A 16857-nucleotide genomic window follows, 5' to 3' on the forward strand; every position below is an offset into this window, starting at 1 on the left:
ATTACTTCCTTGCACACTCAGCATCATTGCCAAGCAAAATATCCAATCCATGCTTCAATGATGGTAAAATATAATTCAATGCCTCATCCACGGCTTTCGGACTTCCTGGCAGATTAACGATCAATGTCTCTCCACGGATACCTGCGGCAGCTCTTGAAAGCATCGCACGCTCCGTGATTGTCAGTGAATATTGCAAAATCGCCATCGGAATTCCCGGAACTTCCCGTTCGATCACCGCTTTCGTTGCCTCCGGTGTCACATCCCGTTTCGAAAAGCCGGTTCCACCCGTGGTCAGGATCAGTTGCACATCATCCTCACACATGGCGATCATTTCATCCTGTAATTTCTGCTGATCGTCCGGCAGTATCACTTTTTTTCGGATCGTGTAACCATGCGACTCCATGATCTTTGCGATTTTAGCTCCGCTGAGATCTTCCCGCTCTCCGCACGCACCTTTATCACTGGCTGTAATAATCCCTACGTTCATAATATATGGTACTCCTCAATTCTCTGAATTCGATTCTTCTTAATGTCTCTGCCGTCTAGTATACCATATGCATACATATATGTCACGGTATACAGTAAAAGGGCCGGTGGTCTCAGGAAAGAATACAGGCAGACATCTTAGTCTGCGGTATTCTTTTCTGAGCCACCGGCCCAACACAACCTTACGGTTTAGCCACCCGGGAAGCTATTATCTCATGGTAATGTATCCACGATAGTTTGCAAGGTTATTGCTTGGTGTATAATCAGCTACAGCTGCACTGCAAACATTGTGGTATGGTTTCAGGAATGGGAAAGCATCCTGCTGAGCCCATGACGGTTTCTCAAGTGCTTTCATATCATCAACCATTACTTTGTACCATCCGGACTGGTTCTCGAACCAGATTTCAAGTACCCAATCCATTGCGCATCCGTTAATGTCTTTCTTTACTGCACTTGCGAGTACACGGGTACACTCCGGAGCTGCCTGAAGGATCGGAACAACTTTCTCAAATAACCATTTCTCGCCCTCTGCTTTGTCTACGCCTTCCGGGAAACCAATAGTCATATTGAAACGATAGTTTGCGCCATCTTCAATTGTACGTCCTTTTCCTTTGAGGTCTTTCTCCCACCACATCGGAAGGAATGCAAAGATAAATGGATTTCCTTCTGCATTATTGGATTTACGGGCTGCGTTTCCTGCATCTCCATCAGAATCGATCTGAGCATCAGTATGAGCTGCTGCCGGGATCTGTCCCTGCCATACAAGTACATCCATCGGGAATGTCTCAGCAATTGCTTTGATCTCAAGACGAGGATCAAGGTCGCTTACTAACCAGTGATGCTCTGTCAGCTGCATTCTTACGTATCCGAAACGATCACCCTGTGGCGGAATCGGGAAGGACGGATAAAATGCATATTTTGTTACGTACGGCTCAAACTGAGAGATACTGTCCGGAATATGTGTTTTGTAAAGCCATCTCTGAAGTTTTGGTCTGTAGTCTTCACTTACGCAGTCAACGTAGATAAGACTTCTCATTGGTTCGAATTTGAAATCTGCCATTTCTAAATACCCTCTTTTCTCTTATTTCTATAATTTATATCAGACGGGAACCATCTTTGTCCCCGCCTGTTATAATTGATATATTATTTTTGTTTGGATGGAGCTGGTGTCGGCTCGCATACTGCTGTATAATGCTCTTTACGTTTTTTGAACTCAGGATCTTTGTAAAGGTTCATCAGACGACCCTCATTCTCAAAGATATCCTGTCCATGTAAGAATTTGCCTGAAAGAATATCATGTGCATGATGCTCTGTAGCCGGATCATATTTGAATTTAAATGCTCCGTCAACGATTTCAAGTGTTCCCTCAAGACCACACAGCTCACATACGCAGTGAGTTGTACCCGGGTAGATGTAGAAGTTATTACCCTGGCAATGCGGGCAAGCGCCTTCTTTGCCTTTCCAGAGAGATGTATTCTCAGATCCTTCAATCTGCATATCCTCATCAATAATCTGCTGTACAGCATCTACAAGGTTACGTCCGATTTCTTTCATACGCTCAACTTTGTCATCCTGCATGATAACGTCTTTACACCAGGAGAAGAACTCGTTGTTTACTACTTTCCATCCTGGACTTAAAGCGAACATTGCATGGTCTGTCTCACAACGAACAGCCCAGTCAGATCCACCGATTCCTACGAAAGAAAGTGCTTTCTGGCGGAAGTATCTTGGGTTCAGACCTTCTTTTCCAGCTTCTTTGAGTTTTCCATCGAGCATTTTCATCATACCTGTATCATGTCCCGGTCCCATACGGTCTGTGATGGAATGATATAAACCAGTTGCACCAGACTCAAAAATCGGATCTACGAACAGAACTCCGTCAGCCTCAATAACTTTCTCATAGAAAGCTTTGAAATCATCCTGGCGGGAACAGATCATACCTTTGCCCATTACAAGACCACGGGAACAGGCAACACAACCGGAGCAGTACTGGATATCCCAGTCAAGAAGGTGGATAAATTCGATCTCTGCACCTTTTTCTTTTGCTGCTTCCAGAGCTACACGACACATTGTGTCATTGTTACCGTTTTTTGTTCCGAGTGAAACACCTAAAATCTTCATACTTGTCCTCCTAAATTTTAAATACATTTGATGATATAGATATAATACTTTCCCCTGTGTTTCAAAAATGCCTTTGCATTTCTGTTTCAGAAATAATTAGAAGCTATTCTTCTATCATATCATTATAACGAAACCAAACCTATGTATCCTATCCTAAATCGTTTCTGACATTTTGGCGCCTGTTTTCGCGCATGCCAAATGTTTGTAACCGCTTTGGTTTTACCATTTGACCAGTTACTCGTATTATACCACAATCTTGTTCCTCTTTGTGTAAATTTATTATAAATTCATCTTATTTCGTAGTCAAATGTACATTTTGCATCAAAAAGCCCCGGCGACTGGTCCGGGGCTCTAAAATCTCGTATATTTTTTAACAATATTTCACGAAAAATCCGTAGTATTCCACTTTTGTTATGCAAAAAACGGATTACTGTTTTATTGTACAGATTTTAATACATTATTTCAAAAATTGCTGGAAACATATCTTATCTCAGGAATCCGTTGACAATCTGCTCCTCAGCTTCTTCTTCTGTCAACCCAAGCGTCATCAGCTTGATGATCTGCTCTCCGGCAATTTTTCCGATGGCTGCCTCATGGATCAGTGCTGCATCCAGATCATTGGCCTCCAGCTGCGGAATTGCAAGGATTCTTGCTTTATCCATGATAATGGCATCACACTCTGTATGACCGCTGCACGGTGCATTTCCGATGATTCTGGAATCAAATTTCTGGTAGGAATTGTCCTTTGCTACGGAACGGGAAATAACATCCGCACTGGCGCCCTCTCCGTTCAGGCTGACAGAATATCCGCTGACTGCGCTCTGATCTCCATGCGTCATCAGACGCTCACGAACGACTAATTTTGCACCTGCTGCCAGCTCTGCTTTTGTATCACGGTCGGTAGAGTCTACACCTTTGATCTGAACCATTTCCATCTCCATGTAGCTTCCCTCTTCCATGTACACTTCCGTGCCCGGATTCAGGATACGTTTTCCTTTGCCATCGCCTGCTCCGTAATGCTTCTCCACATATTTCACTTTCGCATTTTTTTCAATAAAGAAACGGTGAATGCCGTCATGCTCTGCATCCTGATCGCCGCAGTTGTCAATGCCGCAGCCTGCCACGATGACTACGTCACTGCCCTCTCCGATATGGAAATCATTGTAAACCATTTCTTTCATACCGCTCTGGCTGAGTACAACCGGAATGTGTACGCTCTCGTTTACTGTGCCTGGTTTGATGTAAATGTCGATACCGCTGACATCTGTTTTTGATACAATATCAATATTTGCTGTAGTATTTCTGGCTGCCATCTGACCGTTTGCACGGATGTTGTAAGCTCCTTCCGGAACGCCGTGCAGATCAGCGACTTCGGCCAGAAGTCTTTTCTGAATCTCATCCATCATCTATCTATTCCTCACTCTTTCCTGCATATTATATACTAACTAAATTTCAACGAATGCCATTCGTTTTTCATCCATAATCTTAATTTTTTAACTAATACCATTCGTCTTTTTTCTATATAAAACAATACAACACTTTTTAACTAATAATGTTAGCCGTTTATCTTCATTATAGATTTCTACTTGTTAAACTTGTCACACATATTGACAGCAGAAGATGTACCAAGTAACTGTGGTAAAATTTCTTCCTTCGGTCCGTGTTTTAAAATCTGTCCGGCAGAGATCACAACGATTTCATCTGCAATATCAAGAATACGCTCCTGATGGGAAATGATCAGGATGGAACCGTCTTTTGTCTTCTCCTGCATACGCTCAAATACCTGGATCAGATTCTGGAAACTCCAGAGATCGATACCTGCCTCCGGCTCATCAAATACAGAAAGCTGTGTGCCTCTTGCCAGCACCGTAGCAATCTCGATACGTTTTAACTCACCACCGGAAAGGCTTGCATTTACCTCACGATTGATGTAATCCTTTGCGCAGAGTCCTACTTCGGACAGATACTGACAGGCATCTGCTGCACTCATTCTGCGTCCTGCTGCCATACGGATCAGATCCAGCACCTGGATTCCTTTGAATCGTACCGGCTGCTGAAAAGCAAAACTGATACCCATTTTTGCACGCTCTGTAATACTTTTTTCTGTAATGTCCTCTCCGTTAAAAAAAATCTGACCGGAAGTTGGTTTCTCAATACCAACGATCAGTTTGGCCAGGGTGGACTTACCGCCACCGTTCGGTCCTGTAATGACCACAAACTTATTGTCATCAATTTTCAGATTAATTCCTCTGATAATCTCTTTTTGTGCTTTCTCGTCTGATACTTCAAAAGACACATTTTTCAATTCCAGCATTTTGTTTCTCTCTTTCTGTTTTTTTAATCATTCAATTCCGTCTTTTTCAGAATTTTTTATTCCGATATTGGATTTTGGTTTTTATATCCTAGCATTTCTCTTGGTTTTTCCATAAACGCAAAGAGCAGCGAAAAGACTTTTGTCCTTTCACTGCTCATATTTTTTAATTCCAACTCTGATCATTCTTTTTAGTCTAATGGTCTGCGCGGCATAATGATTGCTGCCAGAATATAGATCAGAAGTCCGCTTCCTGCTGCCAGCGCAAGTACGACCCAGATCAGTCTGACAATGGTCGGATCAATGCCAAGAAATTCTCCAAGACCGCCGCACACGCCACACAATACTTTGTTATCCTCTGATTTGTATAATTTTTTATTCATTCTTTATCCCTCTTTCGATTTACATGCACACAGGCAAACCTGTATGGTTGTTGAAAATCTCCTTGATCGCGAACAGATATATTTTACTATAGAAGTATTTTTTTCGCAAGAAAAATACTGTTTTTTAATTTAAATTTACTGTTCTTCCATACCTCTCTATTGCAACTCTCCGATTTCAAAGAATTCCGGCCTGTGAAAATCCGGTTTCGTCACATCTACCGGTGCATAACTTGCATAATGAATCTGTTCGGCATTGCCACCTTCACATACTTTGTAAAAATTACAGGAAATCTTTGTACCGGATATCTGTGGAATCGGACCACCAATTTCTTCTAAAAATTCTAATGGCAAAAAGAAACTGATTTTCCAGCAATTTTCTTCGATGACCGCCTGCGGCTGACAAATTCTAATCTGTTCTTCCGTGAAAAATGTCCGGTCCGCACGCTCTGTCCCATACTGCATCAGTGCTGCTCCGTTTGCATTCATTTCCACATTTACATATAACGGCGTATCGTCGGCCCAAAAGGATAAAAATGCCTCCATTCCGCTGTCCAGACTCACCGGATCGTTCATTTTGGTATAAGTCCGCAGCGGGTCTTTTTCTTCACAGGTCATTTCTACCAGGAAACCATGATCTTTCCAACAGGCAATTTTTCCATACGTTGTTGGAATTGCTTTTGTCCCCCATAAAAGATGTGTGATTTCAAAGGTTTCACACTGTGCAAATTGCTCTTTTTTGTCTATGATTTTTATATTCATTCTTTATTGTCCCCCGATCAATACTTTTTTCCCCTCAAATGCAAGTCCATAATGATGAATCTGCTCCGGTTTTATATGAAACTCCGACAACTCCGCATCATACTGTTTTTCCTGAATCTGTATTAATGCCGCCTGCACTGTTTCCTGCAAAGATTCCTCTTCTTCCGGATCATGCACTTTAAATTCCAGCACATACGCCTGTTCTGCGAAATCTCGCGGAATCAGCATCACATCATATCTGCCATATCCACTTTCCCGGTTAGATTTCAACACATACCGGTCCCGAAGTTCTGCCAGCAATCCAAGTACAAATCCATGATAAAATCGTTCCGGCTGTGTCTTTCCCGATGGATGCCGCCCTGTATCAAAACTGCTGAATGTAATCAATGCCACATCATTCATATATACATTCATCTCTTTCAGATTTCCTTGCAGCAATGCCTGAACGAACGCATTATAATTACAATCTGAAGCAGAAAACCAGCCTTTAAACATTCCGGTAAACATTCCCAGTGTTTCCAGATTTGTAATTTTCAGATGATACCACGGTTCCAGCAAAATGCCACGTTGTTCCACTTCCAGCACTTTCAGATATCCACTGGCAAGCAGCAGACTCCAAATTGCATTTTTATCCTGCTGTAACTGTTCAAAAACGATCTGCTCATCAAAGGTAACCAAAATCTCTTTTTCCTGCAAAAGAGTTTCCATTTTTTCTTTAATATCCGTTGCCGATTGTTGGATCAAACTGTTGATCAGCGTGTTGGAACTGGTCGCCGCCCAATATGCCCCGATCTTTTTTTTATCCAGATAATTTGTGATTGACCATGGATTATAAATATCCGTATGACTGCCAAATGTAAAGCCATCATACCACTGTTTCACCAGCTCTTTTTTATCTGCCAGGCCAAACTCTTCCAATGCCTGAAATACTTCCTGTTCCGTGAAACCAAAATAAGTGGCATATTCCTCTGACGTCGTCGTAATCACATTCAAATTATTCAGATCAGAAAAAATAGACTGCTTCGATACCCGTGTGATTCCTGTCAAAACTGCACGTTCCAGATATGGGTTTGATTTAAATGTCGCATTGAAAAGACTTCTCAAAAAAGAAGTAAACGCATCCCAATATCCGTGTACATAAGCCTCCTGCATGGGTGTATCATATTCATCTAACAGCACGATCACTTTTTTCCCGTAATAGCGATACAGATACTGGCACAGTAAATTGATAGAAAATGAACTTTCCGCATCTTCCATATACATCGATACGTTTCGATACATAGCTTTCTCATTTTCACTGAGCAGATCCCCATCCAGAAGATAGCGGTGTTCCTCATATAAGCGTGCGATCTGCATATTGATCTGTTTTTTTACCTCTGATAACTGATCTGCTTTCACTGCCGCAAAACTTAAGAAAAGTACCGGATACGTGCCCTGCAAGGCCTGCCATTTTTCTTCGTTCCAGATAGACAGACCTTCAAACAAATCTCCTCTGTCAGCGTACTGATTTGAAAAAAAACATTTCAGCATATCCATATTCAGAGTTTTTCCAAAACGACGCGGACGTGTGATCAACGTAATATCATCCTGGGATTCCCACCATGCCCGGATCAGATCTGTCTTATCTATATAAAAACTGTTCTGTTCTCTCAGACTCGCAAAATCCTGTTTTCCTATACTGACTGTTTTTGTCATCTCAGTGCTGCACCTGCCTTTCTGTATTATTATCAGTATAACATTGCTGTTCCATAAACTCAACGATACCTTTTCTTTTTCATTTATTATGTTCCAGATGTATTTTCTACATTTTGCACATATACAATAATATTCTAAAACTTTTAGGAAAGGAATCTGCTATCATGAATAATGAAAAATTAGAAAATCTCCTGAATCTGGCACTGAATGCCACACTGGAAGAACGGGAAAAATCCCTGGAACTGAATATTGGATATGATACTGCTTCCCGCAGCTGGGAAGTGATTGTGAAAGCCTCCGGCGGCTTTGATACGCTTCTGGAGCTTTTTCCACAGATTACTGTCAAACCGTTATTAAATGGATACGGAATTCTGACAGTACCTGCCGCTCTCCTGGATGCCTTATCAGAACGCCCGGAAATCGAATATATGGAAAAACCAAAACGACTCTTTTTTGCTGTCAATAACGGGCGATCGGCTTCCTGTATCACGCCACTTCAGACAACACCTGCTCCAGAACGAAACAATCTCTTCGGCTCCGGCATCCTCATTGCCATCATCGACTCTGGAATTGACTACACCCACCCGGATTTCTGCAACGCAGACGGCACCACTCGTATCATCGAACTCTGGGATCAGAGCCTTGACCGCATTTTTACGCAATCTGAAATCAACGAAGCCCTGCAGGCTCCTTCTTCTCAGGAACGTTACCAACTTGTCCCAAGCCGTGATCTGTCCGGCCACGGCACACACGTTGCCGGAATTGCTGCCGGAAACGGACGTGCATCAAACGGTCAATACCGCGGTGTTGCTCCGCAAAGTTCCCTTTTGATCGTAAAACTTGGCATTTCCGATCCGGATGGCTTTCCCCGCACGACGGAACTGATGCGTGCGGTAGATTATGTGCTGCAAAAAGCGTTTTTATGGCAGATGCCCGTGGCCATTAACTTAAGTTTTGGCAATAATTACGGTTCCCATGATGGTGCAAGTCTGCTGGAAACTTACCTTGACAATGTATCTACCTACTGGAAATCCTGCATTGTCACCGGCACCGGAAACGAAGGTGCTTCCCGGATTCACACTTCCGGATCATTTCTCACAAATACTTCCGGATTGTCTGACTCAGATACTTTCAAAAAGTCTGCATCGAATATTTCCAGAGCACCATCCGCAGTTACTTCGGGGCAGTTTTCTCCCGTTTCCATTCCGTTTTCAGTCAGTGATTATGAATCCGGTCTGAATCTACAGCTCTGGAAGTCATATTCGGATGAATTTGAAGTAACCCTGCGTCACCCAAGTGGCACCGTCATTGGACCCTTTCAGGAGCGGCTTGGTACCTATCGCTTTACCGCCGGAATGACAGAACTTCTGGTCTATTATGGAAAACCAAGCCCCTACAGCACCAGCCAGGAAATCTATCTGGATTTTATCCCCCGTGGAAGTTATATCGATGCAGGTCTGTGGGAACTGACACTTACCCCACGCCGTATTACCGCCGGGTCTTATGACCTCTGGCTTCCGGGACAGTCCGTAATCGGCAGCGGCACCGGATTCTTATATCCGACAGATGACACTACGCTCACGATTCCTTCTACCGCTGCCAAAGTTATTTCGGTAGGTGCCTACAATGCTGCTTTCAATAGTTATGCCTCCTTTTCCGGTCGTGGATTTACCCGGATGGAGCACCGGATCAAACCGGATTTGGCCGCTCCCGGTGTCAATATCATCTCTGCGGCTCCCGGCGGTGGCTATACCTCAAAAAGCGGCACTTCCATGGCTGCTCCTTTTGTCACCGGAAGCTGTGCCCTGCTGATGGAATGGGGGATTGTGCAAGGCAATGATCCCTACCTGTACAGTGAAAAAGTAAAAGCTTATCTGATTCGGGGCACAAAAAAACTGCCTGCCTTCACAGAATACCCCAATCCCTATATCGGGTGGGGCACTTTGTGTACGGCAGACAGCCTTCCAATTTAAGATGCACAGTGATTCTACTACTCTGTTACAGTTACTTTTACTTTGTCAAGATGCCAGATATCATCTACGTACTCCTGAATGGTTCTGTCAGAAGAGAATTTTCCAACATGAGCCACATTCAGCATAACGAGTTTTGCCCAGCCTTTCTCGTCTCTGTAAGCTTTTTCTACGCGCTCCTGAGCCTCTGCATAAGAACGGAAGTCTTTCAGGCAGAAGTAAGTATCAGCGAACTGTGTGCACTGTGTATTCAGCAGTGAGTTGTACAGATCACGGAACAGCTCGGTATCGTTTCCGGAATAGAATCCGTTGATGAGCTGCATCAGTACCTGACGGATCTCCTGATCCTGGTTAAAGATATCCATCGGGTTGTAATCACGGTTCTGCTCATGTGCGATAACCTCATCAGAACTCATACCAAAGATAAACATATTCTCTTTGCCGACTTCCTCAGCCATCTCTACGTTTGCACCGTCCATTGTTCCGATGGTTGCAGCACCGTTTAACATAAATTTCATGTTACCTGTTCCGGATGCCTCTTTACTTGCAGTAGAAATCTGCTCGCTGACATCTGCTGCTGCAAAGATCCACTCAGCGTTGGATACTTTGTAATCCTCGATAAATACAACTTTCAGTTTGTTGTTAATACTTGCATCGTTGTTGATCACATCAGCTACGGAGTTGATCAGCTTAATCGTCAGTTTTGCATTTTTGTAACCTGCAGCTGCTTTTGCACCAAAAATGAATGTTCTTGGGTAGAACTCCATCTCCGGATGCTCTTTGATCTTGTTGTACAGATACATAACATGCAAAATGTTCATCAGCTGACGTTTGTACTCATGCAGACGTTTTACCTGTACATCAAAGATAGAGCGCGGATCTACTTCGATACCATTGTGCTCCTGGATGTATTTTGCCAGACGCAGTTTGTTCTGGTATTTAATCTGCATGAATTCCTGCTGTGCTTTCGGATCATCTACATAGACAGCAAGTTTTTCCATATGGCTTAAGTCTGTGACCCAGTCGTTTCCAATCTTGTTGGATACCCACTCAGCCAGCAGTGGATTTCCGTGATACAGGAAACGACGCTGTGTGATACCATTTGTCTTGTTATTGAATTTCTGCGGGAATAACTCGTAGAAATCTTTTAATTCCTGTTTTTTCAGGATTTCTGTATGCAGTCTCGCTACACCGTTTACAGAGTAACCTGCAACAATGGCAAGGTGTGCCATTTTGACCTGACCATCATGAATGATCGCCATTTTGTCTTTTTTATACTGATTTCCAGGATACTCCTCCTCAATCTCCAGAAGGAATCTGCGGTTGATCTCCTCAACGATCTGGTAAATACGCGGAAGCAGACGGGAGAAGATCTCGATTGGCCATTTCTCCAGAGCTTCTGCCATGATGGTATGGTTTGTGTATGCACATGTTTTTGTTGTGATCGCCCATGCCTCATCCCATGTCAGTCCTTCGTCATCGAGAAGGATTCTCATCAGCTCTGCAACAGCTACGGTCGGGTGGGTATCATTCATCTGGATGGTTACTTTCTCAGAAAGTTTGTGGATATCCGGATGATATTTTTTATAACGGGCTACGGCACGCTGTACACTTGCAGATACGAAGAAATACTGCTGTTTCAGACGCAGCTCTTTACCCTGGATATGGTTGTCGTTTGGATACAGAACCTCTACTAAGTTTCTTGCAAGATTTTCCTGCTCAACGGCTTTTCTGTAATCACCTTTATCGAAGGAATCCAGCTCGAAACACTCCATCGGCTCAGCATCCCAGATCATCAGAGTGTTTACCATGTTGTTGTTGTAACCAACGATCGGCATATCATATGGAACAGCCAGTACCGACTGATAATTTTTCTGAACGAATTTTGTATGTCCGTTCTCAGCTGGCTCTGCCTGTACATAACCGCCAAATTTGACTTCAAAAGAATGCTCCGGTCTGCGCAGTTCAAACGGATAGCCGTTTTTCAGCCAGTTATCCGGTACCTCTACCTGATAACCGTCCTTGATCTTCTGTTTGAACATACCATAACGGTAACGAATGCCGCAGCCGTATGCCGGATAACCCAGAGTAGCCAGTGACTCCATGAAACATGCAGCCAGACGACCCAGCCCACCATTTCCAAGTGCCGGATCCGGCTCCTGATCCTCAATGGCATTCAGGTCAAATCCCATCTCATCCAATGCTTCTTTTACTTCCTTATATGCAGTCAGGTTGATCAGGTTGTTACCAAGGGCACGACCCATCAGGAACTCCATGGACATGTAATATACCATTTTCGGATCTTCCTTATCAAACGTCTGCTGGGTAGCAAGCCAGTTGTCAATGATAACATCTTTTACCGCATAGGATACCGCCTGGAAGACTTCCTGTTCGGAAGCCTCCTCCATGGTTTTACGGTAAAGTGTTTTCACATTGTCTTTTACGCATTTAATGAATTCTTTTTTGTCAAATAAAATATTCTTCATTACTGTTTCTCCACTCCTAACTCAACTTTGTGACCGTTGATATTCCACTCTTTCTGGTAACCTTCTAATGCGCCTTCTTTGATATCTACAGCAAGTACTTCACTCTGAATTTCTTCTTTGTGTGCTGCAAATACGTCACAGATTGTTTTCTCTGCTTTGAAGGAAAGGACGATTTTATCCATAACTTCAAATCCAGCCTCTTTACGCATTGTCTGTACCTTACTGATAATCTCGCGGACAAAGCCTTCCTCAATCAGTTCCGGTGTCAGTTTTGTATTCAGTACAACAGTGATGTCATTTCCTGTCTCAGTAGCAAATCCTTCTGTCTGAGCTACGGAGATCAATAAATCTTCTTCTGTCAGAACGATGCTCTCGTCCACTTCAGATAAGGTGATGGAACCTTCTTTTTTCAGCTGTGCCATAGCTGCGTGTCCGTCGATGTTTTCCAGAGCTGCTTTGATCTTGCCAAGGAATTTACCGTATTTCGGTCCAACGGTACGAAGCTGCGGTTTGAAGCTGTAATTTGTATATGCGCTGACATCCTCGATGAAGCTTACTTTCTTGATGTTCAGCTCATCCTCGATAATCTCCACAAAGAACTCCGGTACTTCAAACGGTGCTTTGACATACATATCGCCGATTGGCTGTCTGTTTTTGATGTTTGCACTATTTCTTGCCGCACGGCCAAGTACAACGATTTTCAGTACTTCTGCCATGTTTTTCTCAAGTTCCGGATTGATCATTGCCTCGTCAACTACCGGGAAGTCACACAGATGGATACTTTCCGGAGCGTCTTTGTCAATGCTTCTTACCAGGTTCTGGTAAATATCTTCTGTCATGAACGGGATCATCGGAGCGGCTGTTTTGCAGATGGTTACCAGTGCAGTATACAGTGTCATATATGCATTGATCTTATCCTGCTCCATGCCTTTTGCCCAGAAACGTTCACGGCTTCTTCTTACATACCAGTTACTCATATCATCTACGAAATCCTGCAGTGCTCTTGCAGCTTCCGGGATTCTGTAGTTTCCAAGGTTGTCATCTACTGCTTTTACGGTAGAATTCAGTCTGGACAGCAGCCATTTATCCATAACGGATAATTTATCATATTCCAGATTGTATTTTGTTGCATCAAACCCGTCAATGTTTGCATACAGAACAAAGAATGCGTAAGTATTCCATAATGTTCCCATGAACTTACGCTGTCCTTCCATAACGGCTTTTCCGTGGAAACGGTTCGGCAGCCACGGTGCGGAGTTGATGTAGAAATACCAGCGGATCGCATCTGCGCCATATTTCTGCAGTGCATCAAACGGATCAACAGCATTTCCTTTGGATTTACTCATCTTCTGTCCGTTCTCATCCTGAACGTGTCCCAGAACGATAACGTTCTCGTATGGTGCTTTGTTGAATAACAGTGTGGACTCTGCCATCAGGGAGTAGAACCATCCACGGGTCTGGTCTACAGCTTCTGAAATGAACTGAGCCGGGAACTGCTGCTCAAATACTTCTTTATTTTCAAACGGATAATGATGCTGTGCAAACGGCATTGCTCCGGAATCGAACCAGCAGTCAATAACTTCCGGTACACGGTGCATGTCTTTGCCACAGTGCGGACACTTGATGGTTACAGCATCAATATATGGACGGTGAAGTTCTACTTCTGCAGCCTTCGGATCTCCACTCTTTTCAGCCAGCTCTGCACGGCTTCCGATAGATTCCATATGACCGCACTCGCACTGCCATACGTTCAGCGGTGTTCCCCAGTAACGGTTACGGGAAATACCCCAATCCTGGATATTCTCCAGCCAGTCGCCGAAACGTCCTTTTCCAATGGATTCCGGAATCCAGTTTACCGTAGCGTTATTGCGAACCAGATCATCTTTGACTTCTGTCATTTTGATGAACCAGGATTCTCTTGCATAGTAGATCAGCGGAGTATCACATCTCCAGCAATGCGGATAGCTGTGCTCAAATTTCGGTGCGTCGAAGAGCAGTCCTTTTTCTTCCAGGTCTTTTAATACCAGCGGATCAGCTTTTTTTACAAATACACCTTCATACGGTGTCTCTTTTGTCATCTCACCTTTGCCGTTTACCAACTGAACAAACGGAAGGTCATATCTACGTCCTACCTGGGCATCATCTTCACCAAATGCAGGTGCGATATGAACCACACCGGTACCATCGGTCAGTGTAACGTAATCTGCGCATGTAACAAAGTAGCCTTTTTTGTGCTGTTTCTCACAGATCTCTACCGCGCAGTCAAATAATGGCTCATACTCTTTATACTCAAGGTCTTTTCCTTTGTATGTCTCAAGTACTTCGTATGCTTTTGTACCGGACTCTTCATCCGCAAGTTTGCCAAGAACAGTGTCGCACAGTGCCTCTGCCATATAATAAGTATATCCATCAGCAGCTTTTACTTTCACATAAGTCTCTTCCGGGTTTACACAAAGAGCTACGTTGGACGGCAGTGTCCATGGAGTTGTAGTCCATGCCAGGAAATATGCGTCCTCGCCTTTTACTTTGAAACGAACTACTGCAGAACGTTCTTTGACATCTTTGTATCCCTGTGCTACCTCATGGGATGACAGCGGAGTACCACAACGTGGGCAGTAAGGAACAATCTTGAAACCTTTGTATAACAGACCTTTGTCCCAGATTTTTTTCAGTGCCCACCACTCGGACTCAATGAAGTTATTGTCATAGGTAACGTATGGGTTATCCATATCTGCCCAGAAGCCAACGGTTCCGGAGAAATCTTCCCACATGCCTTTGTATTTCCATACAGACTCTTTACATTTTTTGATAAATGGATCCAGACCGTATTCTTCGATCTGCTCTTTTCCATCAAGGCCAAGCAGTTTCTCTACTTCCAGCTCGACCGGGAGTCCATGGGTATCCCATCCAGCTTTTCTCGGAACCATTTTTCCTTTCATGGTCTGATAACGCGGGATCATATCTTTGATAACACGTGTCAGAACGTGCCCGATATGTGGTTTACCATTTGCTGTTGGCGGTCCATCATAGAAAGTGTATGTCTCACCTTCTTTGCGATTTTCCATACTTTTGCGGAAAATGTCATTTTCTTTCCAGAATTCTTCTGTCTTTTTCTCACGATCCACAAAATTCAGATTTGTTGAAACTTTTTCGTACATTCTGTTCTCCTCATTTCATGTTATATTTCTTTCATGTTTCTTTGCAGATTGTCTCTGCTCATTTATGATTCTCCCAGGAACGCATTTATTATAGAAAACCAAACTTTCTTTTTTCTATAATTTACAGAAAATTGTATAGAATTTCCTGCAAAATAAAAAGCCTTCGTCCCGAAAAGGACGAAAGCTTTTAACAATCGTTTTAACCACCTGTTCGAAGTACGCGACACATTTGCCGGATACCAGTTCCCTGTAACGGTGGAAACACCGTCAGCTCTTACTCAGTTAAAAAGCATTTATGATACCTGTATCATTTCATAGAATCACGAACTCATACATGCCATGCTTTCCGTTTCAGAACTGCAACTCAGAAGTGATTTTCCACTGAACGGTACTGATACCGGCTTCCACCCTCCCGGCTCTCTGCGATGTTCCCAGTCAGCGTACTCTCTTCATCATAGTTTTTGCATTTTGTATTTTGAATAAATTTTAACAATGCAATTATAAGTATTCGCTTACCGGTTGTCAACCTTGTTTCAGGAAAAATGCTTCTTATTACATAGGATTGAAACGATTTTTACTTATTTTTTATGATCTGAGTTGCTTTTATAACTCATTTATCATCGTCTGCCATTCTGGTGTAGCCATCACAGCAACCCCCACTACGATCAGAATAATCATAATCACAATGGAAATGATACCTAAAACAATACCGGCGATTGCCATACCTTTGCGGCTCTGATATTTTACCATATGAACAATACCAAAAACCAAGGCTAAAATACCAGTAATGATATTGATCATTGTGCATGATAATACAAGGGAAATAATTCCAAGTACCAGGGATGCGATTGCAAATCCTGCCGGTTCTTCCGGTGGAATATTTCTGTAGGTATCCTGATATTGTTGAGTATACTCAGTATTTGTTGACTGTGCATTTTGTCCATACTGATATGGTTCTCCATACTGATACGGCTCAGTGTTTTTGTTTTCTTCGGTTGCTTTGCTTTCCTCAGTAAATTTGTTTTCTTCGTCGTACATCCGTCTTCTCCTTTGTCTATTTTCATATCTCAGACTTATTCCAGTCTATTTTTATGATACAACATGTCAGCCTTTTATGGAAGAAATTTTCATAAAGTTTAAAACAAAAGTAAGAAATAGCATATATTTCTTTCTCATATATTTTTTTATTTAGACAAAAGACAGCTAAAACAAAAAGACATCCAGAATACTCTGAATGTCTTTTCATCACAGGGACAGAAGGACTCGAACCCTCGACATTTGGTTTTGGAGACCAACGTTCTACCAACTGAACTATATCCCTATATTTTATTGAAGATATATACCTTCAAAACTTCATACAGTTGAGACCATATCTTGCCGTCACTATTCAATTTCTCACTTTTGTTCATACGGAAGTTCGATTCACTAAATTCGACCTTCGCCTTACGGCTCGCTCTCATTAAGTTCCTTCGAACGACCATCGTACTA

General features: G+C 42.9%; 12 protein-coding genes and 1 tRNA gene. 1 reads left to right on the top strand and 12 read right to left on the bottom strand.

Annotated features, from left to right (window positions below):
* Position 1: 1 nt before the first annotated feature.
* From Q0I54_RS05545 to Q0I54_RS05580, 8 genes are all read right to left on the bottom strand, one after another.
* The gene (locus Q0I54_RS05545; protein ID WP_296117149.1) at positions 2-490 is read right to left on the bottom strand and encodes a molybdenum cofactor biosynthesis protein B; all 489 of its coding nucleotides are present in this window, start codon (positions 488-490) and stop codon (positions 2-4) included.
* Between the two features lie 204 nt (positions 491-694).
* On the bottom strand, positions 695-1546 hold the full coding sequence (locus Q0I54_RS05550; protein WP_296117133.1) for an acetyl-CoA hydrolase: 852 nt from the start codon (positions 1544-1546) through the stop codon (positions 695-697).
* A gap of 83 nt (positions 1547-1629) precedes the next feature.
* Positions 1630-2607 carry a flavodoxin family protein gene (locus Q0I54_RS05555; protein ID WP_294783685.1) on the bottom strand — a complete coding sequence of 326 codons (978 nt, stop codon included), beginning with the start codon at positions 2605-2607 and terminating at the stop codon, positions 1630-1632.
* Positions 2608-3092: 485 nt separating this feature from the next.
* On the bottom strand, positions 3093-4010 hold the full coding sequence (locus Q0I54_RS05560) for a SufD family Fe-S cluster assembly protein (protein WP_367270786.1): 918 nt from the start codon (positions 4008-4010) through the stop codon (positions 3093-3095).
* Between the two features lie 179 nt (positions 4011-4189).
* Entirely contained in the window at positions 4190-4921 is a 732-nt protein-coding gene (locus tag Q0I54_RS05565; protein ID WP_296117138.1) for an ABC transporter ATP-binding protein, read from the bottom strand.
* Positions 4922-5109: 188 nt separating this feature from the next.
* Entirely contained in the window at positions 5110-5301 is a 192-nt protein-coding gene (locus tag Q0I54_RS05570) for a PspC domain-containing protein (protein WP_296117139.1), read from the bottom strand.
* Between the two features lie 156 nt (positions 5302-5457).
* On the bottom strand, positions 5458-6060 hold the full coding sequence (locus tag Q0I54_RS05575) for a carbohydrate-binding family 9-like protein (protein WP_296117140.1): 603 nt from the start codon (positions 6058-6060) through the stop codon (positions 5458-5460).
* A gap of 3 nt (positions 6061-6063) precedes the next feature.
* Positions 6064-7755: an AAA family ATPase gene (locus tag Q0I54_RS05580; RefSeq protein WP_296117141.1), complete on the bottom strand. Its 1692-nt coding sequence runs from the start codon at positions 7753-7755 to the stop codon at positions 6064-6066.
* A 164-nt stretch (positions 7756-7919) separates the two neighbouring features.
* Between Q0I54_RS05580 and Q0I54_RS05585 the strand changes: the two genes are divergently transcribed.
* Positions 7920-9728, top strand: coding sequence for a S8 family peptidase (locus tag Q0I54_RS05585; RefSeq protein WP_296117143.1), 1809 nt, complete (start codon positions 7920-7922; stop codon positions 9726-9728).
* Positions 9729-9745: 17 nt separating this feature from the next.
* Here Q0I54_RS05585 and Q0I54_RS05590 read toward each other — a convergent pair whose 3' ends face one another.
* From Q0I54_RS05590 to Q0I54_RS05605, 4 genes are all read right to left on the bottom strand, one after another.
* Positions 9746-12211 carry a glycogen/starch/alpha-glucan phosphorylase gene (locus Q0I54_RS05590; RefSeq protein ID WP_296117145.1) on the bottom strand — a complete coding sequence of 822 codons (2466 nt, stop codon included), beginning with the start codon at positions 12209-12211 and terminating at the stop codon, positions 9746-9748.
* A complete protein-coding gene (ileS, locus tag Q0I54_RS05595) occupies positions 12211-15369 on the bottom strand; it encodes an isoleucine--tRNA ligase (protein ID WP_296117146.1) in 3159 nt (1052 codons plus the stop codon). Before ileS ends, Q0I54_RS05590 begins: the two co-directional genes overlap by 1 nt.
* A gap of 603 nt (positions 15370-15972) precedes the next feature.
* Positions 15973-16407: a DUF4190 domain-containing protein gene (locus tag Q0I54_RS05600; protein WP_177976257.1), complete on the bottom strand. Its 435-nt coding sequence runs from the start codon at positions 16405-16407 to the stop codon at positions 15973-15975.
* Positions 16408-16617: 210 nt separating this feature from the next.
* Positions 16618-16690: transfer RNA gene (locus Q0I54_RS05605), tRNA-Trp, on the bottom strand.
* Positions 16691-16857: the final 167 nt, after the last annotated feature.

Origin of the sequence: uncultured Eubacterium sp. (assembly GCF_934295145.1) — a bacterium.
In the GTDB taxonomy this organism is placed as follows: Bacteria; Bacillota; Clostridia; order Lachnospirales; family Lachnospiraceae; genus Eubacterium_I.

Coding starts and splice junctions, on each gene's coding strand:
- Q0I54_RS05550 (WP_296117133.1), bottom strand. CDS start 1,546: ATGGCAGATTTCAAATTCGAACCAATGAGAAGTCTTATCTACGTTGAC.
- Q0I54_RS05555 (WP_294783685.1), bottom strand. CDS start 2,607: ATGAAGATTTTAGGTGTTTCACTCGGAACAAAAAACGGTAACAATGAC.
- Q0I54_RS05560 (WP_367270786.1), bottom strand. CDS start 4,010: ATGGATGAGATTCAGAAAAGACTTCTGGCCGAAGTCGCTGATCTGCAC.
- Q0I54_RS05565 (WP_296117138.1), bottom strand. CDS start 4,921: ATGCTGGAATTGAAAAATGTGTCTTTTGAAGTATCAGACGAGAAAGCA.
- Q0I54_RS05570 (WP_296117139.1), bottom strand. CDS start 5,301: ATGAATAAAAAATTATACAAATCAGAGGATAACAAAGTATTGTGTGGC.
- Q0I54_RS05575 (WP_296117140.1), bottom strand. CDS start 6,060: ATGAATATAAAAATCATAGACAAAAAAGAGCAATTTGCACAGTGTGAA.
- Q0I54_RS05580 (WP_296117141.1), bottom strand. CDS start 7,755: ATGACAAAAACAGTCAGTATAGGAAAACAGGATTTTGCGAGTCTGAGA.
- Q0I54_RS05585 (WP_296117143.1), top strand. CDS start 7,920: ATGAATAATGAAAAATTAGAAAATCTCCTGAATCTGGCACTGAATGCC.
- Q0I54_RS05590 (WP_296117145.1), bottom strand. CDS start 12,211: ATGAAGAATATTTTATTTGACAAAAAAGAATTCATTAAATGCGTAAAA.
- ileS (WP_296117146.1), bottom strand. CDS start 15,369: ATGTACGAAAAAGTTTCAACAAATCTGAATTTTGTGGATCGTGAGAAA.
- Q0I54_RS05600 (WP_177976257.1), bottom strand. CDS start 16,407: ATGTACGACGAAGAAAACAAATTTACTGAGGAAAGCAAAGCAACCGAA.